General features: G+C 63.0%; 20 protein-coding genes. 8 read left to right on the forward strand and 12 right to left on the reverse strand.

Annotated elements, in window-relative coordinates; all coding sequences use genetic code 11:
• The first annotated feature begins 193 nt into the window (after positions 1-193).
• Positions 194-1030 carry a sulfide/dihydroorotate dehydrogenase-like FAD/NAD-binding protein gene (locus tag QUW00_RS00565; protein WP_289612462.1) on the forward strand — a complete coding sequence of 279 codons (837 nt, stop codon included), beginning with the start codon at positions 194-196 and terminating at the stop codon, positions 1028-1030.
• The gene (gene gltA / locus QUW00_RS00570) at positions 1018-2421 is read left to right on the forward strand and encodes an NADPH-dependent glutamate synthase (protein WP_289612463.1); all 1404 of its coding nucleotides are present in this window, start codon (positions 1018-1020) and stop codon (positions 2419-2421) included. Before QUW00_RS00565 ends, gltA begins: the two co-directional genes overlap by 13 nt.
• 388 nt (positions 2422-2809) lie before the next feature.
• Here the strand turns inward: gltA and QUW00_RS00575 are convergent, their stop codons facing one another.
• The 6 genes from QUW00_RS00575 to QUW00_RS00600 form a co-directional block, all read right to left on the reverse strand.
• A complete protein-coding gene (locus QUW00_RS00575) occupies positions 2810-4201 on the reverse strand; it encodes an oxaloacetate decarboxylase subunit alpha (protein ID WP_289612464.1) in 1392 nt (463 codons plus the stop codon).
• A 2-nt stretch (positions 4202-4203) separates the two neighbouring features.
• Complete coding sequence (gene citX, locus QUW00_RS00580; protein ID WP_289612465.1) at positions 4204-4770, reverse strand: citrate lyase holo-[acyl-carrier protein] synthase; 567 nt, start codon at positions 4768-4770, stop codon at positions 4204-4206.
• Positions 4771-4876: 106 nt separating this feature from the next.
• A complete protein-coding gene (locus QUW00_RS00585) occupies positions 4877-5014 on the reverse strand; it encodes an OadG-related small transporter subunit (protein ID WP_289612466.1) in 138 nt (45 codons plus the stop codon).
• Positions 5015-5032: 18 nt separating this feature from the next.
• A complete protein-coding gene (locus QUW00_RS00590) occupies positions 5033-6178 on the reverse strand; it encodes a sodium ion-translocating decarboxylase subunit beta (RefSeq protein WP_289612467.1) in 1146 nt (381 codons plus the stop codon).
• A gap of 52 nt (positions 6179-6230) precedes the next feature.
• A complete protein-coding gene (locus QUW00_RS00595) occupies positions 6231-6584 on the reverse strand; it encodes a biotin/lipoyl-containing protein (protein ID WP_289612468.1) in 354 nt (117 codons plus the stop codon).
• Positions 6585-6596: 12 nt separating this feature from the next.
• Positions 6597-6938, reverse strand: a complete 342-nt coding sequence (locus QUW00_RS00600; protein ID WP_289612469.1) for a hypothetical protein — start codon at positions 6936-6938, stop codon at positions 6597-6599.
• A 520-nt stretch (positions 6939-7458) separates the two neighbouring features.
• Here QUW00_RS00600 and QUW00_RS00605 point away from each other — a divergent pair.
• The 3 genes from QUW00_RS00605 (at position 7459) to QUW00_RS00615 (ending at position 10947) form a co-directional block, all read left to right on the forward strand.
• A complete protein-coding gene (locus tag QUW00_RS00605; protein ID WP_289612470.1) occupies positions 7459-8829 on the forward strand; it encodes a CitMHS family transporter in 1371 nt (456 codons plus the stop codon).
• 497 nt (positions 8830-9326) lie between these two features.
• On the forward strand, positions 9327-10028 hold the full coding sequence (locus QUW00_RS00610; protein ID WP_289612471.1) for a GntR family transcriptional regulator: 702 nt from the start codon (positions 9327-9329) through the stop codon (positions 10026-10028).
• On the forward strand, positions 10015-10947 hold the full coding sequence (locus QUW00_RS00615) for a triphosphoribosyl-dephospho-CoA synthase (RefSeq protein ID WP_289612472.1): 933 nt from the start codon (positions 10015-10017) through the stop codon (positions 10945-10947). The genes QUW00_RS00610 and QUW00_RS00615 overlap by 14 nt, the downstream gene beginning before the upstream one ends.
• Before the next feature lie 304 nt (positions 10948-11251).
• Here the strand turns inward: QUW00_RS00615 and citF are convergent, their stop codons facing one another.
• Genes citF through citD form a run of 3 tightly spaced genes read right to left on the reverse strand, consistent with a single transcriptional unit; the run spans position 11252 to position 14043 of the window.
• The gene (citF, locus tag QUW00_RS00620; RefSeq protein ID WP_289612473.1) at positions 11252-12811 is read right to left on the reverse strand and encodes a citrate lyase subunit alpha; all 1560 of its coding nucleotides are present in this window, start codon (positions 12809-12811) and stop codon (positions 11252-11254) included.
• Positions 12812-12826: 15 nt separating this feature from the next.
• On the reverse strand, positions 12827-13744 hold the full coding sequence (locus tag QUW00_RS00625) for an aldolase/citrate lyase family protein (protein WP_289612474.1): 918 nt from the start codon (positions 13742-13744) through the stop codon (positions 12827-12829).
• Positions 13744-14043 (reverse strand): citrate lyase acyl carrier protein, encoded by a 300-nt coding sequence (gene citD / locus QUW00_RS00630; protein WP_235422986.1) that lies wholly within the window; start codon positions 14041-14043, stop codon positions 13744-13746. Before citD ends, QUW00_RS00625 begins: the two co-directional genes overlap by 1 nt.
• 960 nt (positions 14044-15003) lie before the next feature.
• Between citD and QUW00_RS00635 the strand changes: the two genes are divergently transcribed.
• From QUW00_RS00635 to QUW00_RS00645, 3 genes are all read left to right on the forward strand, one after another.
• Positions 15004-15876 carry a LysR family transcriptional regulator gene (locus tag QUW00_RS00635; protein WP_289612475.1) on the forward strand — a complete coding sequence of 291 codons (873 nt, stop codon included), beginning with the start codon at positions 15004-15006 and terminating at the stop codon, positions 15874-15876.
• 24 nt (positions 15877-15900) lie between these two features.
• A complete protein-coding gene (gene citC, locus QUW00_RS00640; RefSeq protein WP_289612476.1) occupies positions 15901-16947 on the forward strand; it encodes a [citrate (pro-3S)-lyase] ligase in 1047 nt (348 codons plus the stop codon).
• Positions 16948-17104: 157 nt separating this feature from the next.
• Positions 17105-18181, forward strand: coding sequence for an AbrB family transcriptional regulator (locus QUW00_RS00645; RefSeq protein WP_289612477.1), 1077 nt, complete (start codon positions 17105-17107; stop codon positions 18179-18181).
• A gap of 239 nt (positions 18182-18420) precedes the next feature.
• Here QUW00_RS00645 and QUW00_RS00650 read toward each other — a convergent pair whose 3' ends face one another.
• The 3 genes from QUW00_RS00650 to QUW00_RS00660 are packed head-to-tail and all read right to left on the reverse strand — an operon-like array spanning position 18421 to position 20580.
• Complete coding sequence (locus QUW00_RS00650; RefSeq protein ID WP_289612478.1) at positions 18421-19128, reverse strand: AAA family ATPase; 708 nt, start codon at positions 19126-19128, stop codon at positions 18421-18423.
• A 54-nt stretch (positions 19129-19182) separates the two neighbouring features.
• A complete protein-coding gene (locus QUW00_RS00655; RefSeq protein WP_289612479.1) occupies positions 19183-19830 on the reverse strand; it encodes an amino acid ABC transporter permease in 648 nt (215 codons plus the stop codon).
• A 3-nt stretch (positions 19831-19833) separates the two neighbouring features.
• Positions 19834-20580 (reverse strand): amino acid ABC transporter permease, encoded by a 747-nt coding sequence (locus QUW00_RS00660; protein ID WP_289612480.1) that lies wholly within the window; start codon positions 20578-20580, stop codon positions 19834-19836.
• Positions 20581-20642: the final 62 nt, after the last annotated feature.

A 20642-nucleotide genomic window follows, 5' to 3' on the forward strand; every position in this document is an offset into this window, starting at 1 on the left:
TGCGCCCCGTTCATGCCGCTTCGGCAGGATGAACGGGGCGCATCCTCATCCATCCACCTACCGAGCCGTCGCGTGCAGCGGCGCGCGCGATAGTATACTGAATGCTGTATGCGCACACCGCGCGTGCTGGGTTGCAAACGGGACGCCCGCCTTCGCCGGCATCGGCGCCCCCGCCTGATAAGAGAGGGGTTTTATGTACAAGATCCTTAAAAAGACGCAGTTCTCGGAGAAGGTCTTCGAGTTCCGTGTCCATGCGCCGAGGATGGCCAAGCACGCTCATGCAGGCCAGTTCCTCATGGTGCGTGTCGACGAGACGGGCGAGCGCGTGCCGTTCACCTTCGCCAACTGGAATCCCGAGGAAGGCTGGGTCGAGTTCATCTTCATGGTCGTCGGCAAGACGACCGAGTGCCTCTCCAAGCTCGAGGAGGGCGAGGAGATTCGCGACATCACCGGTCCTTTGGGCAAGCCGACCGAGATCGAGGGCGACAGCGTCGCCGTCATCGGCGGCGGCGTTGGTCTGGCCATCGCCTACCCTGTCGCGCGCATGCTGTGCGAGCAGGGCAAGAAGGTCTACGTCATCATGGGCGCCCGCACCAAGGACCTGCTCATCCTCTTTGAGCAGTTCGCAGCGCTGCCGCTCGAGGAGCTCTTCGTCACCACTGACGACGGCTCCATGGGCGAGAAGGGCGTCGTCACCCTGCCGCTCGCGCGCCTGTGCGAGACCGACACCATCGACGCCGCGTTCTGCGTCGGCCCCGTCCCGATGATGAAGTTCTCCACCCTCACCTGCCGCGAGCACAAGATTCCTATCGTTGCCAGCCTGAACCCGATCATGGTCGACGGCACCGGCATGTGCGGCTGCTGCCGCGTCGAGGTCGGCGGCGAGACCCAGTTCGCCTGCGTCGATGGCCCGGACTTTGACGCCAACCTGGTCGACTGGGACGACCTGGCGCACCGTCAGGCGACGTACAAGACCGAAGAGGCTCAGTCCATCACGCGCTACGAGGAGGCCTGCGCATGTCAGAAGTAAAGTACCGTCCCAACATCGGAGCTCCGCGCACCCCTGCCAACGAGGAGCCCGCGGACGAGCGCGCCCACGATTTCCGCCCCGTCGACAAGGGCTTCACCAAGGCTGACGCCATCGCCGAGGCCAACCGCTGCCTCGACTGCAAGAAGCCCCTGTGCATGGAGGGCTGTCCGGTCGGCGTCCACATCCCGCAGTTCATCGAGAAGATCCGCGAGGAGGACTGGGCCGGCGCTCTGTCCACCATCAAGGCCGACAACCTGCTGCCCTCCGTCTGCGGTCGCGTCTGCCCGCAGGAGAACCAGTGCGAGGGCAAGTGCATCCTCGGCAAGAAGGGCGACCCCGTCGCCATCGGCCAGCTCGAGCGCATGCTCGGCGACATGTCCGAGGAAGTCGGCACCGCGCCTGAGTGCAAGCCGTCTAACGGTCACAAGGTCGCCATCGTGGGCTCCGGCCCCTCCGGCATCGCCTGCGCGGGCGAGCTCGCGCGCGAGGGCTTCGACGTCACCGTGTTCGAGGCGTTCTTCACCGGCGGCGGCGTGCTGACCTACGGCATCCCCGAGTTCCGTCTGCCCAAGGACATCGTCAAGCGCGAGATCGACGGCCTGGAGCAGCTCGGCGTCCACTTTGAGTACAACTCGGTGGCCGGCCGCCTGTTCACCGCCGACGAGCTGTTCGAGGAGGACGGCTTCGACGCGCTGTACCTTGCCGTCGGCGCTGGTCTGCCGCGCTTCCTGCACGTTCCCGGCGAGAACCTCCCCGGCGTCTACTGCGCCAACGAGTACCTCACCCGTACGAACCTCATGAAGGCCTACCAGTTCCCCGAGTACGACACCCCCGTCAAGCACGGCAAGAACGTCGTGGTCTTCGGCGGCGGCAACGTCGCCATGGACGCCGCGCGCACCGCGCTGCGCCTGGGCGCCGAGAAGGTCACCCTGGCCTACCGTCGTACCGAGGCCGAGATGCCCGCGCGTCGCGCCGAGATCCACCACGCCAAGGAAGAGGGCGTCGAGATCCTCGAGCTCTGCAGCCCGCTGAAGTTCCTGCCCGGCCCCGACGGCTTCGTGTCCACCATCGAGCTCCAGCGCATGGAGCTCGGTGAGGCGGACGCCTCCGGCCGCCGTCGTCCGGTCCCCGTCCAGGGCAGCGACTTCGCCATCCCCTGCGACGTGGCCATCACCGCCATCGGCACGCGCGCGAACCCGTTCGCCAAGCTCTGCGCCGACGTCGAGCTCAACCGCTGGGGCCTCATCGAGACCGATGAGGACGGCCGCACGAGCAACCCGAAGGTCTGGGCCGGCGGCGACATCGTGACCGGTGCCGCAACCGTCATTCTCGCCATGGGCGCCGGCAAGAAGGCCGCTGCGTCCATCAAGAAGACGATTCTCGGCGAGTAACCGCTCGTAGTGCACACATCGTCGCGCACGAAGCGCCCGTCGGCATCCCGTCGGCGGGCGCTTTCTTTCTGCAGCAGGAAAAAGGGGCGGGCGCTGCGCGTCGGGTGAGACCAACGGAGTGCGCTTGCTTTCTCTCTACGGCAGGAAAAGGGACGGACGCTAATTTTAAAAAGTAAAAAAGGGCATCGACCTGCGCCGATGCCCCGTAATCAGACACACCTTTTGTCCTATAAGCCAAAAGAGGCGCGCGCTGACTCCTCATCGTCAGGAAATCAGCACCGTCGTGCTTATAAGGCCCGCTGAGGTCCCACATGAAAACGGGCGGCACCCGGGTTGCCCCGGATGCCGCCCGCAAGCGACAAGTTTGTACCTGGCGCCGCCTCGTCGGTTAGGCCTCGATGGAGACCTCGACCTCCTGGACGGGGACGTCGTAGAAGGGATCCTCGCGACGGCCCAGGAAGTCGCGCGCCTGCTCGGGGAACAGGGCGTAATCGAGCACGTCCTCCTCGGTCTTGGCGTACTGGGCGATCTCCTCGCGCAGCTTGGGCATCGCGGGCTCGATCAGGTCGGCCGGACGGCAGGTGATGGGCTCGTCGTCGCCGATGATCAGCTTCTGGACCTCGGGGTCGATCGGCGCCGGGGACTTGCCGTACTGGCCGTGGACGTAGTCCTTGATCTCCTTGGGGACGACCTTGTAGCGCTCGCCGGTCACGACGTTCATCATGGCCTGGGAGCCGACCATCTGGGACAGCGGGGTCACCAGCGGCGGGTAACCAAGGTCGGCACGGACACGCGGAACCTCGGCCAGAACCTCGTTGTACTTGTCGGACACACCGAGGTCCTTGAGGTTGGAGATGAGGTTGGACAGCATGCCGCCGGGCACCTTGTACAGCAGCGCCTTGGGCTCGACCTCCATGACCTTGGGGTTCAGGGTGCCGTTCTCCTTGAACTTGGTGCGCACGGGCGCGAAGTGCTGAGCGATGGCCTCGAGCTTGTCCATGTTCAGGCCGGTCGAGTAGCCCATGCCCTCGAGCGCGATGGCCATGGACTCGGTGCAGGGCTGCGAGGTGCCGCCCGCGAAAGCGGAGATGGCGGTGTCGATGATGTCGGCGCCGGCGGCAACGGAGTTCAGCAGCGTCATCTCGGCGATGCCTGCGGTGCAGTGGGTGTGGACCTCGAGCGGCAGGTCGACGGCGGCCTTGATCTCGCCCACGAGCTCGGTGGCGACACCGGGCTCGAGCACGCCGGCCATATCCTTGATGCAGATGGTGTCAGCGCCGGCCTTGGCCATCTCCTTGGCGAGGTTCACGAAGTAGGGCACGGTGTGAACGTCGCTCGTGGTGTAGCAGATGGCAGCCTGGACCTCGCCGCCGGCCTCCTTGGCAGCGCGGATAGAGGTCTGCAGGTTGCGGACGTCGTTCAGCGCGTCGAAGATGCGGATGACGTCGATGCCGTTCTCGACGGACTTCTTGACCATGCTCTCGACGATGTCGTCGGCGTAGTTGCGGTAGCCGAGCAGGTTCTGGCCGCGCAGCAGCATCTGGAGCTTGGTGTTCTTGACGTGAGCGCGGAAGGTGCGCAGGCGCTCCCACGGGTCCTCGTTGAGGTAGCGCAGGCAGGAGTCGAACGTGGCGCCGCCCCAGACCTCCATGGAGTAGTAACCGGCCTGGTCCATCGTCTCCAGGATCGGCAGCATGTCCTCGATGGGCATGCGGGTCGCGATCTGGCTCTGCTGACCGTCGCGCAGAGCGGTCTCGGTGAACTTGATCTGCTTGCTCATGGTTAGATATAACCCCCTTGCTCAATCATCTGGGCAATTGTTTCTTGCATTTCGTACACGGTGTGCGCGCGCGAACGAGCACACGCCTTGGCCTCGCCGTCGCAGATCAGGCATCTGCGAAGCGGCAGCCCCAGTTCGGTTCGCTGGACCGAAAACAGCGTATCGCCCGTTCGCCCGAGCACATCGAGGTCGGCCAGGCGACCCAACGGATGCGTCTGCTCAACCTGCACCACGCGACGCTTGAGCTCGCGCGCCGGCAGCTCGACGAGCATGAGCAGCTCAGGGCCGGAGACTCCGCCGAGCGAACGCCGCTCGCGAACCGTGGCCCCGTCGAGCGCCGCCTCGGCCTGCGCCGCCAGCACATCGAAGACGTGCTCGAGCGCGTCGGAGGTCTTGTGCGGGCCGGGGATGGACAGGGTGATGCACAGCAGCGATTCGTCGTCGCGCGCATCCGCGAGCATCTCGCGCTGGCAAGCGGCGCGGCGCTCGCGCGCGTCGAGCATATCGGGGAGCTGTGCCTCGGGCCCGTCGAACACCATCGCGACCAGCGCGTCGATCGACTTGCTCACGGCTCCTCCCTTCCTGCTCGTACGATGAAACGGCAACCACCGTGCCGTGAAGCTCGAGGGTGCGGCGGACCCTGGCCCGGCCGCACCCTCGGCGTAAGCGCTAAACCTAGTTGTCCTTGTCCGCGGGGAACAGGCGCATGAGCGCCATGGACACGAGGTAGATGATGATCATGACGACGAAGATGCCGCCCCAGCCAAGGGCCAGAATGATCAGGGACTCGCTCAGAATCTCAGTGGTAATCATCGTTCACATCCCCCTCTCTTAGAGCATGCCGGGAACGATGCCGAGGATCAGACCGCCGGCGACGACCGAAGCGATCTGGCCCGCGACGTTGGAGCCCGCCGCCTGCATGAGGATGAAGTTACCCGGATCCTCCTCGGTGGCCAGACGCTGGATAACACGGGAGCTCATGGGGAACGCCGAGATGCCCGACGCACCGATCATGGGGTTGATCTTCTCCTTGCGGAAGATGTTCAGGACCTTGGCGAACATGATGCCCCCGACGGTGTCCATCACGAAGCCGAGCAGGCCCAGGCCCATGATGATGAGGGTATCGACCTGCAGGAACTCACCGGCCTGCATACGGACGGACACGCACAGGCCCAGCAGGATGGAGATGAGGTTCACGAGCTCGTTCTGGGCGGACATCGACAGGTTGTCGAGCACGCCGCACTCACGCAGCAGGTTGCCGAACATCAGGAAGCCGACGAGCGGCAGGGACGCGGGCGCGATGAGGCCGGCGACGATGCAGATGACGATCGGGAAGATGATCTTAGCCGTCTGCGACACGGAGCCGGGCTTGTACACCATGCGGATCATGCGCTCTTTCTTGGTGGTCACGGCCTTGATGGCGATCGGCTGGATGATGGGCACGAGAGCCATGTAGGAGTAGGCGGCGACCATGATGGCGCCCAGGTACTTGGACTGCAACGAGTTCGCCACGAAGATCGACGTGGGGCCGTCGGCCGCGGCGATGATGCCCGCGGAAGCGGAGTCGGCCAGGTTGAAGCCGAGCAGGCCGGCCACGATGATGACGAAGAAGATGCCGAACTGGGCGGCAGCGCCGAACAGCAGCAGGAAGGGATTCGCCAGCAGCGGGCCGAAGTCGATCATCGCGCCGATGCCGATGAACAGCAGCAGCGGGAAGAGCTCGGTGTCGATGCCCATATCGAACAGGATCTGGAACGGGCCGGGCTCGCCGCCGGTCAGCAGCACGCCGGAGTCGGGGATGTTCACCAGAATGGTGCCGAGGCCCATGGGCACGAGCAGCGTGGGCTCGTACTCCTTCTTGATGCCCAGGTACATAAGGACGATGCCGACGAGCATCATCACGATGCGGCCCGGCTCGGCGCCGAGGCCGAGCACGCCCGCGGTAAGCACGTCAGCGGCTTGATTCAGTACTTCCAATGGTCTCTCCTTATATAGATGCACCGCACGGGTGCGCGCAAAGTGCTAAGCGCTAGGCGATGCTGAACAGCTCGTCGCCCGGGTTCACCATGTCGCCCTTGGCCACCGCGATGGAGGCGATGGTGCCGGCGGACTCGGCGATGATCTGGTTCTCCATCTTCATGGCCTCGAGCACCATGACCGGATCGCCCACGTTGACGGTGTCGCCGACGTTCACCTGAACGTCGATGATCTTGCCAGGCATGGGAGCGGTCTGGGAGGTCGCACCGGCAGGAGCGGCGGACGTGGCAGCGGCGGGAGCCGGAGCGGCGACGGCGTCGGCGGGCGTCGGGGTCGGCGCGCCGATCTCCTCCATCTCCACCATGTACTGGGTCCCGTCGATCGAGATCTTGAACTTACGAAGCATGGTCCTCCTCCATCACTTTCTCTTGTAGACGTTTTTGACTACGAACTGGCTGGTTTCCATCGCCCCGGCGGCGAGCGCCGATGCGATGCATGAGACGAGCCGGTGCTCTGGATTGACCGCGTTCACGCGGCGCACCACCAGCTGGCTCTCGGGTCGGTCGCCCGCCGCGATCGCCGTTGCCGCGATCACGACCGCTCGATGCTCGGAGGCATCGACCGGCAGGAAGGCGGGAATCTTCTCCCACTCCTCCTCCGGCTGCGCAGGCGCCGCAGGAGCCGGCGCGGCGGCCGGTGCCGTCGCTGCCTTCGCCTCGGGCTCGGCGTCCTTGCGCCGCAACCAATCAAAGAAGCCCATGTACTCACTTCCCCTCGGTTATCCGTGGCAATCACGCGGCGATTGCCTCCGCAATCGTGCCAGCGATTCATGGCTACTACTTTATAGGCGTACAGAATGGACTGCATGCACTTTTGTTGTTCACGTGTGCACCGCCGTGTACTTCTGCTGTCTCACCCATCGCTAGCTCGATGTTTTCCGAAATCCATTCTAGTTTTGGCGGTCTGGCATCCAAAATCGGGCCTGTTGAACGCCGCTTCAGTGCCGGTGAACGGTCGGTATCGACTGGCGAACGGCGATTGTTTATTCCTATGCCTCCAATAGTCATTTGCTTCTAGCTCTGACCTGCGGTTTTACTGTTTCCCCACATAGATGTTGTTTTTCTGGTGTTCCGATTGGTGTCTCTTCGATATTCCTCGCAGGAATGCGCCCTATTCTTTTTCGCGAGCATCGGCTGCCTGTATCAAACGCATGGGACACAGGCCGCCACTTTTTATCGGTTCGGTTGGAAAAGGGAAAAGGGAAAGGGAAGGGTGAAGTTATGGCTATAACCATCCTCGGTTGGCTCATGATCGCAGTCTTCATGTTCTGCGTCATGACCAAGAAGCTGTCGCCGCTCGTGGCACTGTGCACGATTCCTATGGTTTTCGCGTTCTTGGTGCTCATCGTCACCGGCAACATCTCCCAGTGGACGCTCATCGGCGACTGGGTCATGAACGGCCTCGGCACTACCGCTAACACCGGTATCCTGCTGCTGTTCGCTATTCTGTACTTCTCCATCATGCTCGATGCGGGCCTGTTCGACCCCATCACCAAGAAGATGATCGAGTTCGCGAAGGGCGACCCCATGAAGGTCCTCATCGCCACCTCGGTCGTCGCCGCATGCATCTCGCTCAACGGTGACGGAACCACCACGACGCTTGTCTGCTGCGCCGCGTTCCTCCCCATCTACGAGAAGCTCGGCATGAAGAAGATGAACCTGGCCGTCCTGGTCATCCTTCAGAACACGGTTATGAACCTGCTGCCCTGGGGCGGCCCCACCGCTCGTGCGATGGCCGTCTGCGAGGTCGGCGGCGACATCCTGTCCTACCTCATGCCCGGCATGATCATCTCCGTGATCTTCAACATCGTGGTCGTCGCCCGCTTCATGGGCAAGCAGGAGCGCAAGCGTCTCGGCGTGACCGAGTTCACGCAGGCTGAGATCGACGAGCTCTGCGCTATCGACGATCCCGAGACCCTCGAGCTCCGTCGTCCCCAGAACTGGCTGTTCAACGCCATCATGACCGTTGTCCTCATCGCGTGGCTGGTGGCCGGCTCCTTCATCGAGGCCATCTCGCTCCCGAACCAGATGCTCTTCATGCTCGGCACCATCATCGCGCTGCTCGTGAACTACCCCAAGATCAAGGACCAGTCCGCTCGCATCGGCGCCAACGGCGGCGACGCGGTGCAGGTCGTCATCCTGATCTTCGGCGCCGGTATCTTCATGGGCCTGTTCCAGGGTGACTCCGAGCTCGGTCTGTCCATGTCCGACGCGGTTGCGCAGTCGCTGATCACCATCATCCCGAAGCAGCTCGCTGGCTTCTGGGGCCTCATCGTCTGCCTCATCTCCGCGCCCGGCACGTTCTTCATCTCCAACGATGGCTTCTACTTCGGCGTTATGCCCGCCATCGCCGAGGCCGGCTATGCGTACGGCTTCACCAACCTGCAGATGGCTCTCGCCTCCCTCATGGGCCAGGCCTTCCACCTGCTGTCCCCGCTGACTGCCTTCATCTACCTGCTCCTGCGTCTCACCGGCCAGGATCTGGGCGAGTGGCAGCGCGCCGCGGGCAAGTGGGCCCTGTGCATCTTCGTGATCTTCGTCGTCACGATCATGGCCACGGGCGCCATCCCGCTGTACGTCCCGCAGGCCTAATCGTTCAGGCTCTGCAGGGGGACCGTTATTTGGCTCCCTCTTTCCAAACCGCGGTCGCCATCCCGGCGGCCGCGGTTTTTTATTTGGCGACACGGAGCTTGGACGCCTGGACGGCGGACTGCAATGGGTACGCTGCAGCCCACCAGACGACAGGGGACTTGGGATAGCGCATTGCCGCGGGCGGGCCCGGGTGAGCGATTTAACGAGGTGGCGCACCCCCTCTGGTAGGCGCCGCCCCCGTCAGGGCGACTCCCTCTACCCGCTCCCTCCGTCAAAGCGGCTCTCCGCTCCCTCGCTCGCTCAATCAAGGCAACCCCCTACCCGCCCCCTCTCTCGCCATTCCTTCTGCGCACACATCAAAGCGCGCTGCAGCGTCTCTTCTTTTCCAAAATGGAATACCTCCTGGCCATATTTAGAACCGTTCTTGAAAAACGATGGTAAGCCCATCCTTTACAATTGCTACAGCTGAGGAGCAATAACGAGGTAGGAGGTAATGCATGGACACAGAATCGTTGATGCTGACCTTGTGCGAGTTCCTCGACCTTTCAAAGAATGCGCCGCTCAAGGACGTTCTTTTCTCTGCCTTCAAGCAGGCGATTACGCTGGGGCGCATCCCCGCGGAAACCATGATCAACGAAAAGCAGCTCGCCCAGTCGCTGCACATCAGCCGCACGCCCATCCGTGCAGCCCTCGATCAGCTCGCAGCTGAACGTCTGGTTGAGCGCAAGGCGGGCAGCGGCGTCATCGTCCGCGGCATCAGCAAGCGCGATGCCGAGGAGGTTTTCGAAATCCGCGTCGTCCTCGAGACGCTCGCTACCACCAAGGCCGCGCGCAACATGACCGATGAGGACTTCGAGGAGCTTCGCGAGCTGCTCGAGCGCGGCCAGCGCCTCAATGCCAACGACGATGTCGAGGGCGTCGTCGACAACTGGGATGACTTTAACCGCTTCATCTTCGCCAAGGCCAACAGCCCGCGCCTGCAGAGCATCATCGAGCCGCTGCAGGCCTACACGCGCTACTTCCGCAACATCTCCGCCAGTCCCGAGGAGCGCCGCAACCAGGCACTCGAGGAGCACTGGGGAATCTACCTTGCCATGCGCTTCGGACCCGAGAAAAAGATCGAGCAGGTCGTTCGCGCACATCTGCGCAACTCCTACAGCCTGGTGAACGGAGAGATGACAAACATTGGCGTCCACTGACGGCCGTGCCGCTCTCTGCACACAGATCGCCGCATTCGCACGCGCCTCGCTGATCGCCGAGGCGCGTCTTACTCCTAAGCCCGGCCTGGTTGACGCTGCAACCAACGGCGCCCACACCGATATGGATCTATCGACGTTCATGGCGAGTGCCGATGCGCTGGAACCCCTGTTTTCTGAATACGTTGACGCCGGCTTTCAGATGGGTTCGGACGATCCCGACAAGCTTGCCGATACGGTGCGCCGAATCGGCGTACGCGCCGAAGCGACCATGTTTGCCGCCACTGACGGCGTGAACACGCATAAAGGGGCGAACTTCACCTTTGCGCTCGTTCTGGGAGCTGTCGGCGCCCTGCTGGCGAACGGACGCACGCTGCCCTTTGCGCCTCAGGACACCACAGCGCTGTTCCGGCTCGTCGCACGCATGGGCGAGGGGCTGCTCGACCATGATGTCCGCGACCTGCGCGAGCGCGCCTCTCAAGGCGAGACGCAACTCTCCCACGGAGAGCGTCTGCTGCTCGAACGCGGCATGAAGGGCGTGCGCGGCGAGGCGGCGCAAGGCTATCCGCAGCTCAGGTCCATCGCGCTTCCCTACCTGCACGACGCTGCACCCCAGATGCAAAGTGTGGACTCCGCCCGCATCGCGCTGCTGCGGTGCCTGGTCAAAATCATGTCGGTGCTCGAGGATACCAACGTCGTGCACCGCGGAGGACCCCAAGCGCTCATCGACCACCAGGCGCGCTGCCATGCACTCGACGCCGCCCGCCTGTCCGCGGATGACCTGGTCGATACGCTTGCCGCCTACGATGCCGAGCTCACGTGCCTAAACGTGAGCCCCGGCGGCGCCGCCGACCTGCTGTCGCTTGCCGTGTTCTTCGGACTCATCGAGGGCCTGTTTGGCCCCGAAGCTCTCGCCTACTGAGACATAAAGCACTCTGGTAGCCCATGTGCGCCAACCCGCTGGGCACCCGAACCTCACGAAGTGAGTGCTTCATTTCGCGAACCTTTTGTATACCTGCATGGTGCCATTTTCTGACCTGCGACGCGTATCGAGATAATCGCCGTCTACTCCGCATATCTAAATCGACACACTCACTTCGCGCACGTGCGCGGACTTGTAGCCCGTTTGCGTACGTTCGGGACACCGCGATACGCAAAGAACCCCGGCGGCGCGAAGCGCTGCCGGGGTTCTTATCACGTCGATGGCGCGAGGCCATCAGCCCTGCTTACTCGAAGGTGTAGGGCTTGACCTGACGGATGACGTCGAGGATGCTGCCGTCGCGCGCCTCGACGATGGCGACGACCTTGTCCTCCCACTGCAGCGGGTCGGGCTCGCCCACGATGGAGTAGGCCTTCTCCTGCAGCCACTCGATGGACACGTGCGGGATGCCCGCGGCGTCCATGCAGTCGATGATGTCCTGACGGGCCGGGTTCACCGCGGTGCCGTAATCAGTCACGACGACGTCGACGCACTCGCCAGGGGTCGTCACCGTGGTGACGTCCTTGCAAATGGTCGGCATGCGGCCGCGCACGAGCGGCGTGACGATGATGCAGCACTTGGAGCCGGCCGCGGTGTCGGGGTGACCACCGGGCGCGCCACGCACGACACCGTCGGAACCGGTGATGACGTTGACGTGGAACTTGGTGTCGACCTCGAGGGCCGCAAGGATCATGTAATCGAGGTAGTTGACGTACGCGCCCTTGTTGGCGGGGTTCGCGTAGTCGCTCACGGTCATCTCGACGTGATCGGGGCAATCATGCAGGTGGGCGATGGCCTTCGTATCGAAGTCCTGGGTGTCCACGATCTTGCGGACGTAACCGCGATCCTGCAGGTCGCACATGTTGCCGGTGATGCCACCGAAGGCGACGCCCATCTTTATCTGCTTGGCGTCCATGCGCTCCTCGAGGAAGCGGGTCACGGCCAGAGACGGGCCGCCAGCGCCGGTCTGATAGGAGAAGCCGTCGACGAACCACGGGGTGCAGGCGATGATGTCGGCAGCGCGCTCGGCCATCATGAGGTTGCGCGGATCCTGGGTGACGCGCGCCTCCTTGGTGCCGATGCGCTTGGGGTCGCCGATCTCATCGACGACGACGACGCAGTCAACGTCCTCGCACTTGATGGACGCCGGCACGTTGGGGAACGGAGCCAGGGTGTCGGTCAGCACGACGACGCGGTCGGCGTACTTGGAGTCGGGGATGGCGTAGCCCATGGAACCGCAGTTGTTCTTGCCGCCGTTGCCGGAGGCGTTGCCCACCTTGTCGCAGGACGCGGCAGCGAGGAAGGCGATGTCGATGTGCAGCTCGCCGGCCATGAGGGCGCGGGGACGGCCGCCGTGGGAGCGGATGATCGCGGGCTCCTTGAGTTTGCCGGCGGAGATGACGTCGCCGATGCGGCCACGGACGCCGGAGGCCTGGACCTGGACGATGATGCCCTGCTCGATGTAGTCGGCCAGCAGGTTGTGGGCGTCACCGAGCGAGGTGGCGGCCACGCGCAGGTCCTTGATGCCCATCTCCTCGACGAGCACCTTGCACACCATGGAGGCGGTGTAGTCGCCGTTGCGGAACGCATGGTGGAAGCTGATGGTCATACCGTCGTGGGCGCCGCACTTCTCGCAGGCCTCGCGGATGGACGCGCACAGCTTGTCGGCAACCGGCTTCTCGTTCATGACACAGGTCGGCGCGTCGCGCTTGAGCACTTGGCCGTCCTTGGCGAAGCGGCCCTGATAGACTTCCTTGCCGTTCTCGAGCAGGTAGTCGGGAATGTCCCTTCCGACTGCGTTAATCATATCTTGGCTCCTCTCTTACAGATCGCCGTGGTAAACGCCGCACTTCTTGGCGAGCTCGATGATGCGCTCGGCCTCCTTGAAGAACGGGGGATCGACCATCTTGCCGTCGACGACATACACGCCGACGCCGGCGTCAGCCTGCTCGCGGCAGCTGCGCACGATCTTCTCGGAATGGGCGATCTGCTTGGGCGTGGGCGCGAGGCGCTCGTGCACGTACGCGATCTGCTTGGGGTTGATGAGCGACTTGCCGTCGAAGCCCATGCGGACGATGAGGTCGACCTCCTGGCGGTAGCCTTCCTCGTCATCCAGGTTGGGATACATGGTGTCGAGGCACTGCACGCCGGCGGCGCGAGCGGCCAGCAGCATCATGGCGCGAGCGGTGTTGATCTCGATGCCGTCGGGCTCGATCTGCACGTGCATGGAGGTGCGGAAGTCGCCGCCGGAGATGGCGCAGCCGAGCATGCGGTCGGACGCGGTGCAGATCTCGTAGGCGTTCATGATGCCCAGCGGGCTCTCGAGCGCGGCCATGAGTAGGGTGCGGCCGACCTCGACGCCAAACTCCTTCTCGGCAGCCTCGACGGCAGCCTCGACTTCCTGGACCTGAGCGGCGGTCTCGCACTTGGGGATACGGATGCCGTCAGCGCCACCGGCGACGCAGACGCGCACGTCCTCCTGCCAGTACTCGGTATCGGTGCCGTTGATACGCACGATGACCTCGGTATCGCCGTAGTCGATCGTGGTCAGGGCGTGATACAGCGAGAAGCGGGCGGCGTCCTTCTGGTTGACGGCGACCGCGTCCTCAAGGTCGAGCATGATGGAGTCGCAGCCGTAGATGTAGGCATCCTTGATAAGGCCCGGGCGCTGCGCGTTCATGAACATCATGGTGCGGCGCAGGCGGTCCTTGTTGGGCTTCGGACGAGTGATCTTAGCCATTACTGAATCGCACCTCCCCAGGGGATGTTGGACATCGAAGCATCGCAGCTGCGGAACACCGCGCACTCGACGCGGGCCTTGAGCGTGCAATCCAGCGCGCCCTTGTCCACGACGGACACCAGACCGGTCGTGACGCCCAGGCGGTCGAGGGTCTCCTCGACGGTAGCCTTGATCTGGCGGCCGTACTGGTTGATGACGCTGCTCTCGATGACGATCTCCAGCGCATCGGCGGGCGATACGGTCACCTGGGCATCGCTCGACTCGAGCGTGCCGGCCATTGCGGTCTTTTCGATAACCATCCGCGCTCCTCTCTGTTGCGCCCGACGGTGCCGCGGGCGATTACCCGGGCTCCCGACGGTCTATCGAATCTTACGCAGTCCCATCATAAAAGAATCTTCAATAACTTATTTTCTTCTTGTTCATACTTTTGCATTCACATTAGTAATGCCGTGTATTCAAACTGTTCCTCAGGTGTTTTTATGCCGTTTGTCCCTGATTTGCATCCGTTTGCTTGTTTTTCTGCTGTCTTTCCTGAGAGGCATTCCCCAGATTCGTGTTTTTCCATTACGTCTTTTCATGGTATTGGGCTATCTGGCTGCACATTTGATGCTCAATTACAGCTTACCGTCACCAATCAGTCCTAAATCATCTGGTTCATCGTACAGGGCGGGTACGGACATCAGGTTGCACCCTATCCGCCGACCCGATGACGGTCATCTCCTGTTTACTGAATCAGAGCTATCGTAATATCCGTTTTCTAATACTATATGGAATGATAGAGCAGTTCGGCCGATGCCTCTCCCCCACGTGTCGCATGCCGTTTTGTCCGCCTGAAAGAAATCGATCCGCGCGGCATCGGGCTCGTGCGCTGCGCGAAATACCGCCCCCTTTGCAAGCAGATGTGCATCCATGTTCGCCGGACAATCCTGTCCGCTGCAAGGCGGGCACCCTGCGCGGCACCGCGCAATGTAGAAGAATCTTTCCTCCTTGTTCATTATTTCCATTCCTTTTGCTACTTGCTTATTGGCCGGCGACGGGTCCAGTCCCCCTAACGCACGCGCGCCTCCTCGTTTCCCCTGGCTTGTTCTTTCGCTGTTCTTCCTGCTATTTGCCCTGTTTTGAAGGCTCTTTCGCGCGATGGGTGCATAAGCTCTTCACACGGGGCCGCTACTATCACCTATGAATGCCCGGAATGCTTATCACCTCATAGCTTAAGAACATCTCAGAAACACGTATGCGTTGGACGTTGGAGGTTCGCCGTGGACGAAAAAGATTTCGCCCTCCTGCACATGCTCAAAGAATGCGGCAACATCACCCATGCCGCCGACCGCCTCTATCTGACCCAGTCCGCCCTTTCCAAGCGCATCAAGGCCATCGAGCGCGAACTGGGCTGCGAGATCATCATCCGCACGCGTAAGGGCGTCCGATTCACTCCAGAAGGCGAGCTTGTCCTCGGCCGCACCGCCCAGGTGCGCCACGAGCTCGACCTGTTGCGCCGGGAGCTCGGGGCTACACAGGGCGAGGTCTGCGGTACGCTGCGCGCGGGCTTCTCCACCAACTACGCGTTCGTTCACCTTGCCGACGTCATCGCCGAGTACCATGAGCGCTATCCGCTCGTGCACCTGGACATCTCCATCGGCAAGAGCAGCGACCTGCACGGTCGCCTGCAGAGCGGCGCACTCGACCTGGCTGTCCTGCGCGGCGAGCTGCCCTGGGACGGCATGCAGTACCTGCTTGCGCAGGAGCGTCTGTGCGCCGTGTGCACCCATGAGCTCGAGCAGCTCCCCCTCTCCGAGCTCACCTACATCAACCACACCACCGACCTTGCGCAGACCGCGCTCATGACGCGCTGGCTGCACGAGAACAACCTTGCCAACGATGCGAACCGCATCAACGTCACCGACCTCATGACCTGCCAGGAGCTCGTCAAGCGCGGCATCGGCTGGGCCCTGCTTCCCGAGATCGTGCTCGACGGCTTCGACGGCTGCATCCGCCCCTGCACCTTTGCCAACGGCGAGCCGTTCATCCGCCGCATGTATATCGATTGCCAGAAGGAATCGGAGCGCCTGCCTCAGGTCCAGGCCCTCATCGACATCATCAAGGCGCAGTACGCTCACACCGAGAACGCTTAACGCACCGACGCCCCGGAGGAACCCATGCTCGACGAGTACACCGTATCCAAGGTCTGGCCCACCGACTCCTTCACGATGGGGCAGGTGGATGCCCTGCTCGAAAAGGAGGGCATCCAGCGCGACGGCAATCTTGACTACACGTGCGCCATCCAGGATGACGACCTGAATGTGATCGCCACGGGCAGCTGCTTCGGCAACACGCTGCGCTGTCTCGCCGTCGACAGCCGCTACCAGGGCGAAGGGCTCATGAACAAGCTCATCACCCACCTGATCGACGTGCAGTACGAGCGCGGCAACGTCCATCTCTTCGTGTACACGAAGGTGAATTCCGCCAAGTTCTTCTGCGACCTGGGCTTTAAGGAAATCGCCCGCGTCGACGGCACGCTCGTGTTTTTGGAGAATCGCGCCGACGGCTTTGCGGGCTATCTGCGTCGCCTTGCCGCAACTCGTCGCCCGGGCACCGCAGGCGCGGTGGTCATGAATGCCAACCCGTTCACTTTGGGCCATCGCCATCTGGTCGAGGTCGCCGCGGCAGCCGTCGATACGCTCCATCTGTTCGTGGTGAGCGAAGACGCCAGCCTCGTGCCGTTTGCCGTGCGCAAGCGCCTGGTCGAAGCGGGTGTCGCCGATCTGGACAACGTCGTGGTGCACGAGTCCGGCCCCTACATCATCTCGTCGGCCACCTTCCCGAGCTATTTCCTGAAAGATGACGTCGCGGTCAACGAAGGACACGCGCGCCTGGACATCGCCGTGTTCACCCGCATCGCCGCCGAACTTGGCGTCACTCAGCGCTTCGTGGGCGAGGAGCCCACGAGCCAGGTGACCGGCGTGTACAACCGCGTCATGTGCGAGGAGCTGCCGCGTGTCGGGATCGAGGTGCACGTGGTACCGCGCCTTGAGACCGGTGGCGCCCCGGTGAGCGCCTCCACCGTGCGCCGTGCCCTGCAGGCAGGCGACATGGAGACTGTCCGCGCGCTCGTTCCCGCCAGCACCTATGACTACTTCGCAAGCGACGAGGCCGCGCCCGTGCTCGCGCGCATCCACAAAGCCGGCAACGTCGTCCACTACTAGCGCCCTATGACCTGCCGTCGAGATGACGGCGGCCGGCTCAATCTCGCACCCTGATTGTGCTCACAGTGTTCTTTTTTGCCCGCGTCGCGCGGGGGCCTTGGAGTTCCCATAGAATACTTGACATATCAAGTAATTCTTTCGCCCATCGTGAGGTCCCGTGGAACTCCTGCATATCCTGGTGACACTGGTCGTCGCCATCGTCGGATTCTTTGTCGCGCGCCGCATCGGCATCCCCGTTCCCGCCATGATCGGGTCCATGCTCGCCGTGGGCATCGTCAGCGCGTTTACGGGCTTCGCCGAGATGCCTGCGCCCATCAAAGCCATCTCGCAGGGCATCTCCGGCGCCTTCATCGGCCTGTCCATCAGCAAGCGCGACGTGCGCAACGTGCCGCATATGATCAAGCCGCTCATCCTGCTGATCACCCTGCTCACCGTCAACACCATCACGCTCGGCATCGTGTTTCACGCGGTCTTCGGCTGGGACCTCATGACCGGCCTACTCTCGTGCGTGGCGGGCGGCATCGCCGACGTCTCGCTCATCGCGATGGACCTCGACGCCGACGCGAGCACCGTCGCCATCATGCAGACGCTGCGCCTGGCCACCGTCCTGGCGTTCTTGCCGAGCTGGGTCTCGTTCATGACGCGCAACATCGGCGATGGCGAGGACAGCGGCCCCGCGCTCGACATGACGCAGACCGCCAACCCGACCGTGCTCGACCGCTTCATCAACACCCCGCAGCGTCGGACCGTCTTCACGCTCGTGGTGGCGCTTATCTGCGGTGCGGTGGGCTACGCCAGCGGCATCCCCGCCGGATCGCTCGTGTGCTCGCTCGTGGTGGTCGCGACGCTCAACATCTTTACCGACGCCTGCAAGATGCCCATGACCATCAAGCGCGTCGCACAGGTCCTCGCCGGCAGCCTGGTGGGCTCCTCGGTGACGCCCGAGACGGTGTCGCATCTGAACACCATCATCGGACCGGTCATCATCATGATGGCGATGTACATGGTCGTGAACTTCACGTTCTCCGTCATCGCCACCAAGACCGGCATGCTCGACATGAAGAGCGCGCTGTTCGCCTCCTCACCCGGCGGCGCGAGCGACATGGCGCTCATCGCCGGCGACCTGGGCGCCGACCTGGCAAAGATCGCCGTGCTGCAGATCTTCCGCGTCATCTACGCGTCGGCCCTCATGCCCCAGGTTGCCATCCTTGTTGTCAACCTCATGTCCGCGTGACACGGGTGCCGGTGCGTGATTTCACCCTAGGGATTTTGTTACACCGGGCAGCCCTTGGGCTGCCCGGTGTAACAAAATCCCTAGGGTGAAATCACGCACCGGCACCCGGCCTCACATCCCGACCTACAGATTCGCGCACGTCTCCCATTCCGCGCAGCGCTCCCCAACCACAACGAAGCCCGCCTCGGCGTGGATACACGTCGAGGCGGGCTCTCATGCATGCTATACGGAACTGAGCGCTACATGCGTCCGAGCTCGCGCATCTTGACCTCGTAGGCCTTCGCGATGATCTCGCAGCAGCCCTCGACTCCGAACAGCGCGCGGTTGACCATCAGGTCCTTGCCCAGGCGCAGCTTGGTCTTGCCGGCGGAGTAGCGCTTGTAGAACAGCTCGCGGTTGCGCTGCATGCGCTTGATCAGCTTGAGCGCCTTCTGCTCGGACACGCCGCGGCGTGCCTGCACGATCTCGATGCGCTCGGCCAGCGGCGCCGTCACGAACACGTTGATGAGGTTGGGGTTGTCGCGCAGGATGTAGTCGGACAGACGTCCGATGATGATGCAGGACTCGCTCGAGCCGACGTCCAGGATGACCTGGCGCAGGTTCTCGAACAGCTTGTCCGCCATCGTGCGCGAGTCGAAGCGGTCGGGCAGAAACGCCATCATCTCGGCAGCGACCGCCTCGTCGTAGGGAGCAACCTTGTCGACGACCGTGTCGGCACGGCGGGCGGCGCGGATGAGCAGCTCGTTGTCGTACAGGGGAATCCCCAGGCGCTCCTGCAGGGCGATGCCGATCTCGTGGGCATCGGTGCCGTACTCGCGCGCGATGGTGATGACCACCGGGTACTCGGGATCGCCCTCCTCGGTCGGGGCGCCCAGCGCATCGTTGGCGTACATGTCCTGGGCGAGGAGCTGGGACACGTCCACCTTCTTGTCAGGTTTCTTAGCCATGAGATGCCATCCAATCCGCCGGACCGCACGTGCGCGGCCCGAGCTGCCCGTACCTTACGCAGCCACCAGGCGACGCTGGTAGAGACGCACGACCAACGAGATACCGAAGTTCAAGATGAAGTATAGCGCGAAGACGAAGCCGTACAGGAGCAGCACCTGCGACAGGTCGCTCGTGTAGCCCATGACAACCTTGGCGCTGAACATGAACTCCATCACGTTGATGCCCGCCAGATACGACGAGTCCTTGATCACCGTCGTGCACTGGCTGAACAGCGCGGGGATGATCGTTCGGAACGTCTGGGGCAAGATGATGAGCCTCATGGATGAGAAGAACCCGAAGCCCTGGGACTTGGCCGCCTCGAATTGGCTCTTGGGAATGGAGTTCAGGCCGCCGCGGATGATCTCGGCCATGACGGCGGACGTGAAGACCGTGAACGCGAGCACCGAGATGAACACGTCGTCACCCTTGACCGTGAAGTAGATGAACAGGATCCACAGGAGGTTCGGCGTGCAGCGGAACAGCTCGATGTAGGCGCTTACCAGCCACTTGAAAACAGAAAGCTTGCCGGTGCAGAACTGCTTGACGAGCGCCAGCACCGTGCCCAGGACGACCGAGCAGATGATGGCCAGAAGCGAGATCTCGATCGTCTTGAGGAAGCCCGCCATGATGAACGAGACGTTTGCCGGGGTAAAGATCTCCATGCCTTACGCCTCCTTCGCGGGCTCGGGGGTGATGCCGGGAATGCTCTTCGCGCGCGGACGGAGCTTGGAGCGGCGCTCAAGCCACTGGACGAGCATCGCCAGCGGGAAGCAGATGATGAAGTACAGCACGCAGGCCATGATGTAGCCCTGCAGGTAGCCGTAGGTCGACACGAAGTTGTCGGCGTTGTACATGAGGTCGCCGCCGGCGATGAGCGCGAGCACCGAGGTGTTCTTGACCAAGTTGAGCGCCTGGTTGCACAGCGGGGGCAGGATCACCTTGAACGTCTGCGGCAAGATGATGTAGGCATAGGACTGCGTGCGCGTGAAGCCCTGGGACAGCGCAGCCTCCATCTGGCCGCGCGGGACGCTCTCGATACCGGTGCGGATGACCTCGGAGATATACGCCGCGTGGTACAGGCCGACGCCCAGCGCGCCGATCGCGAAGGCCGAGATGCGCACGGGGCTGTCGGCGCCCGTGATCATCTGCAGCACGCGCGGACCGGCCATGTAGTAGAAGAACACCTGGACGGGCAGCGGCGTGTTCTGGAAGAACTCGACGTAGATGCGGCTGATCAGACGCAGCACGCGCGAGCGCGTCGTGGAGAACACGCCCAAGATGGTGCCGAGCACCAGGGAGAGCAGCAGGCCGGCGACAACCACCTGCAGCGTGAAGGCGAAGCCCTCCCAGAGGCTCCCCATCTCGTTCATGGTGATTTCCCAGCGCCTGGGGTCGAAGAGACCTTCGAGCATAGCGCTCCTTCCTATGCCAATACGTACAAATCGCCCGAGCGGGACGTGCCGCCCGGGCGACC

The sequence above is a fragment of the Collinsella tanakaei genome (assembly GCF_030373545.1).
Taxonomy (GTDB): Bacteria; Actinomycetota; Coriobacteriia; order Coriobacteriales; family Coriobacteriaceae; genus Collinsella; species Collinsella tanakaei_C.

Coding starts and splice junctions, on each gene's coding strand:
- QUW00_RS00565 (WP_289612462.1), top strand. CDS start 194: ATGTACAAGATCCTTAAAAAGACGCAGTTCTCGGAGAAGGTCTTCGAG.
- gltA (WP_289612463.1), top strand. CDS start 1,018: ATGTCAGAAGTAAAGTACCGTCCCAACATCGGAGCTCCGCGCACCCCT.
- QUW00_RS00575 (WP_289612464.1), bottom strand. CDS start 4,201: ATGAGCAAGCAGATCAAGTTCACCGAGACCGCTCTGCGCGACGGTCAG.
- QUW00_RS00585 (WP_289612466.1), bottom strand. CDS start 5,014: ATGATTACCACTGAGATTCTGAGCGAGTCCCTGATCATTCTGGCCCTT.
- QUW00_RS00595 (WP_289612468.1), bottom strand. CDS start 6,584: ATGCTTCGTAAGTTCAAGATCTCGATCGACGGGACCCAGTACATGGTG.
- QUW00_RS00600 (WP_289612469.1), bottom strand. CDS start 6,938: ATGGGCTTCTTTGATTGGTTGCGGCGCAAGGACGCCGAGCCCGAGGCG.
- QUW00_RS00605 (WP_289612470.1), top strand. CDS start 7,459: ATGGCTATAACCATCCTCGGTTGGCTCATGATCGCAGTCTTCATGTTC.
- QUW00_RS00610 (WP_289612471.1), top strand. CDS start 9,327: ATGGACACAGAATCGTTGATGCTGACCTTGTGCGAGTTCCTCGACCTT.
- citF (WP_289612473.1), bottom strand. CDS start 12,811: ATGATTAACGCAGTCGGAAGGGACATTCCCGACTACCTGCTCGAGAAC.
- QUW00_RS00625 (WP_289612474.1), bottom strand. CDS start 13,744: ATGGCTAAGATCACTCGTCCGAAGCCCAACAAGGACCGCCTGCGCCGC.
- citD (WP_235422986.1), bottom strand. CDS start 14,043: ATGGTTATCGAAAAGACCGCAATGGCCGGCACGCTCGAGTCGAGCGAT.
- citC (WP_289612476.1), top strand. CDS start 15,901: ATGCTCGACGAGTACACCGTATCCAAGGTCTGGCCCACCGACTCCTTC.
- QUW00_RS00650 (WP_289612478.1), bottom strand. CDS start 19,128: ATGGCTAAGAAACCTGACAAGAAGGTGGACGTGTCCCAGCTCCTCGCC.
- QUW00_RS00655 (WP_289612479.1), bottom strand. CDS start 19,830: ATGGAGATCTTTACCCCGGCAAACGTCTCGTTCATCATGGCGGGCTTC.
- QUW00_RS00660 (WP_289612480.1), bottom strand. CDS start 20,580: ATGCTCGAAGGTCTCTTCGACCCCAGGCGCTGGGAAATCACCATGAAC.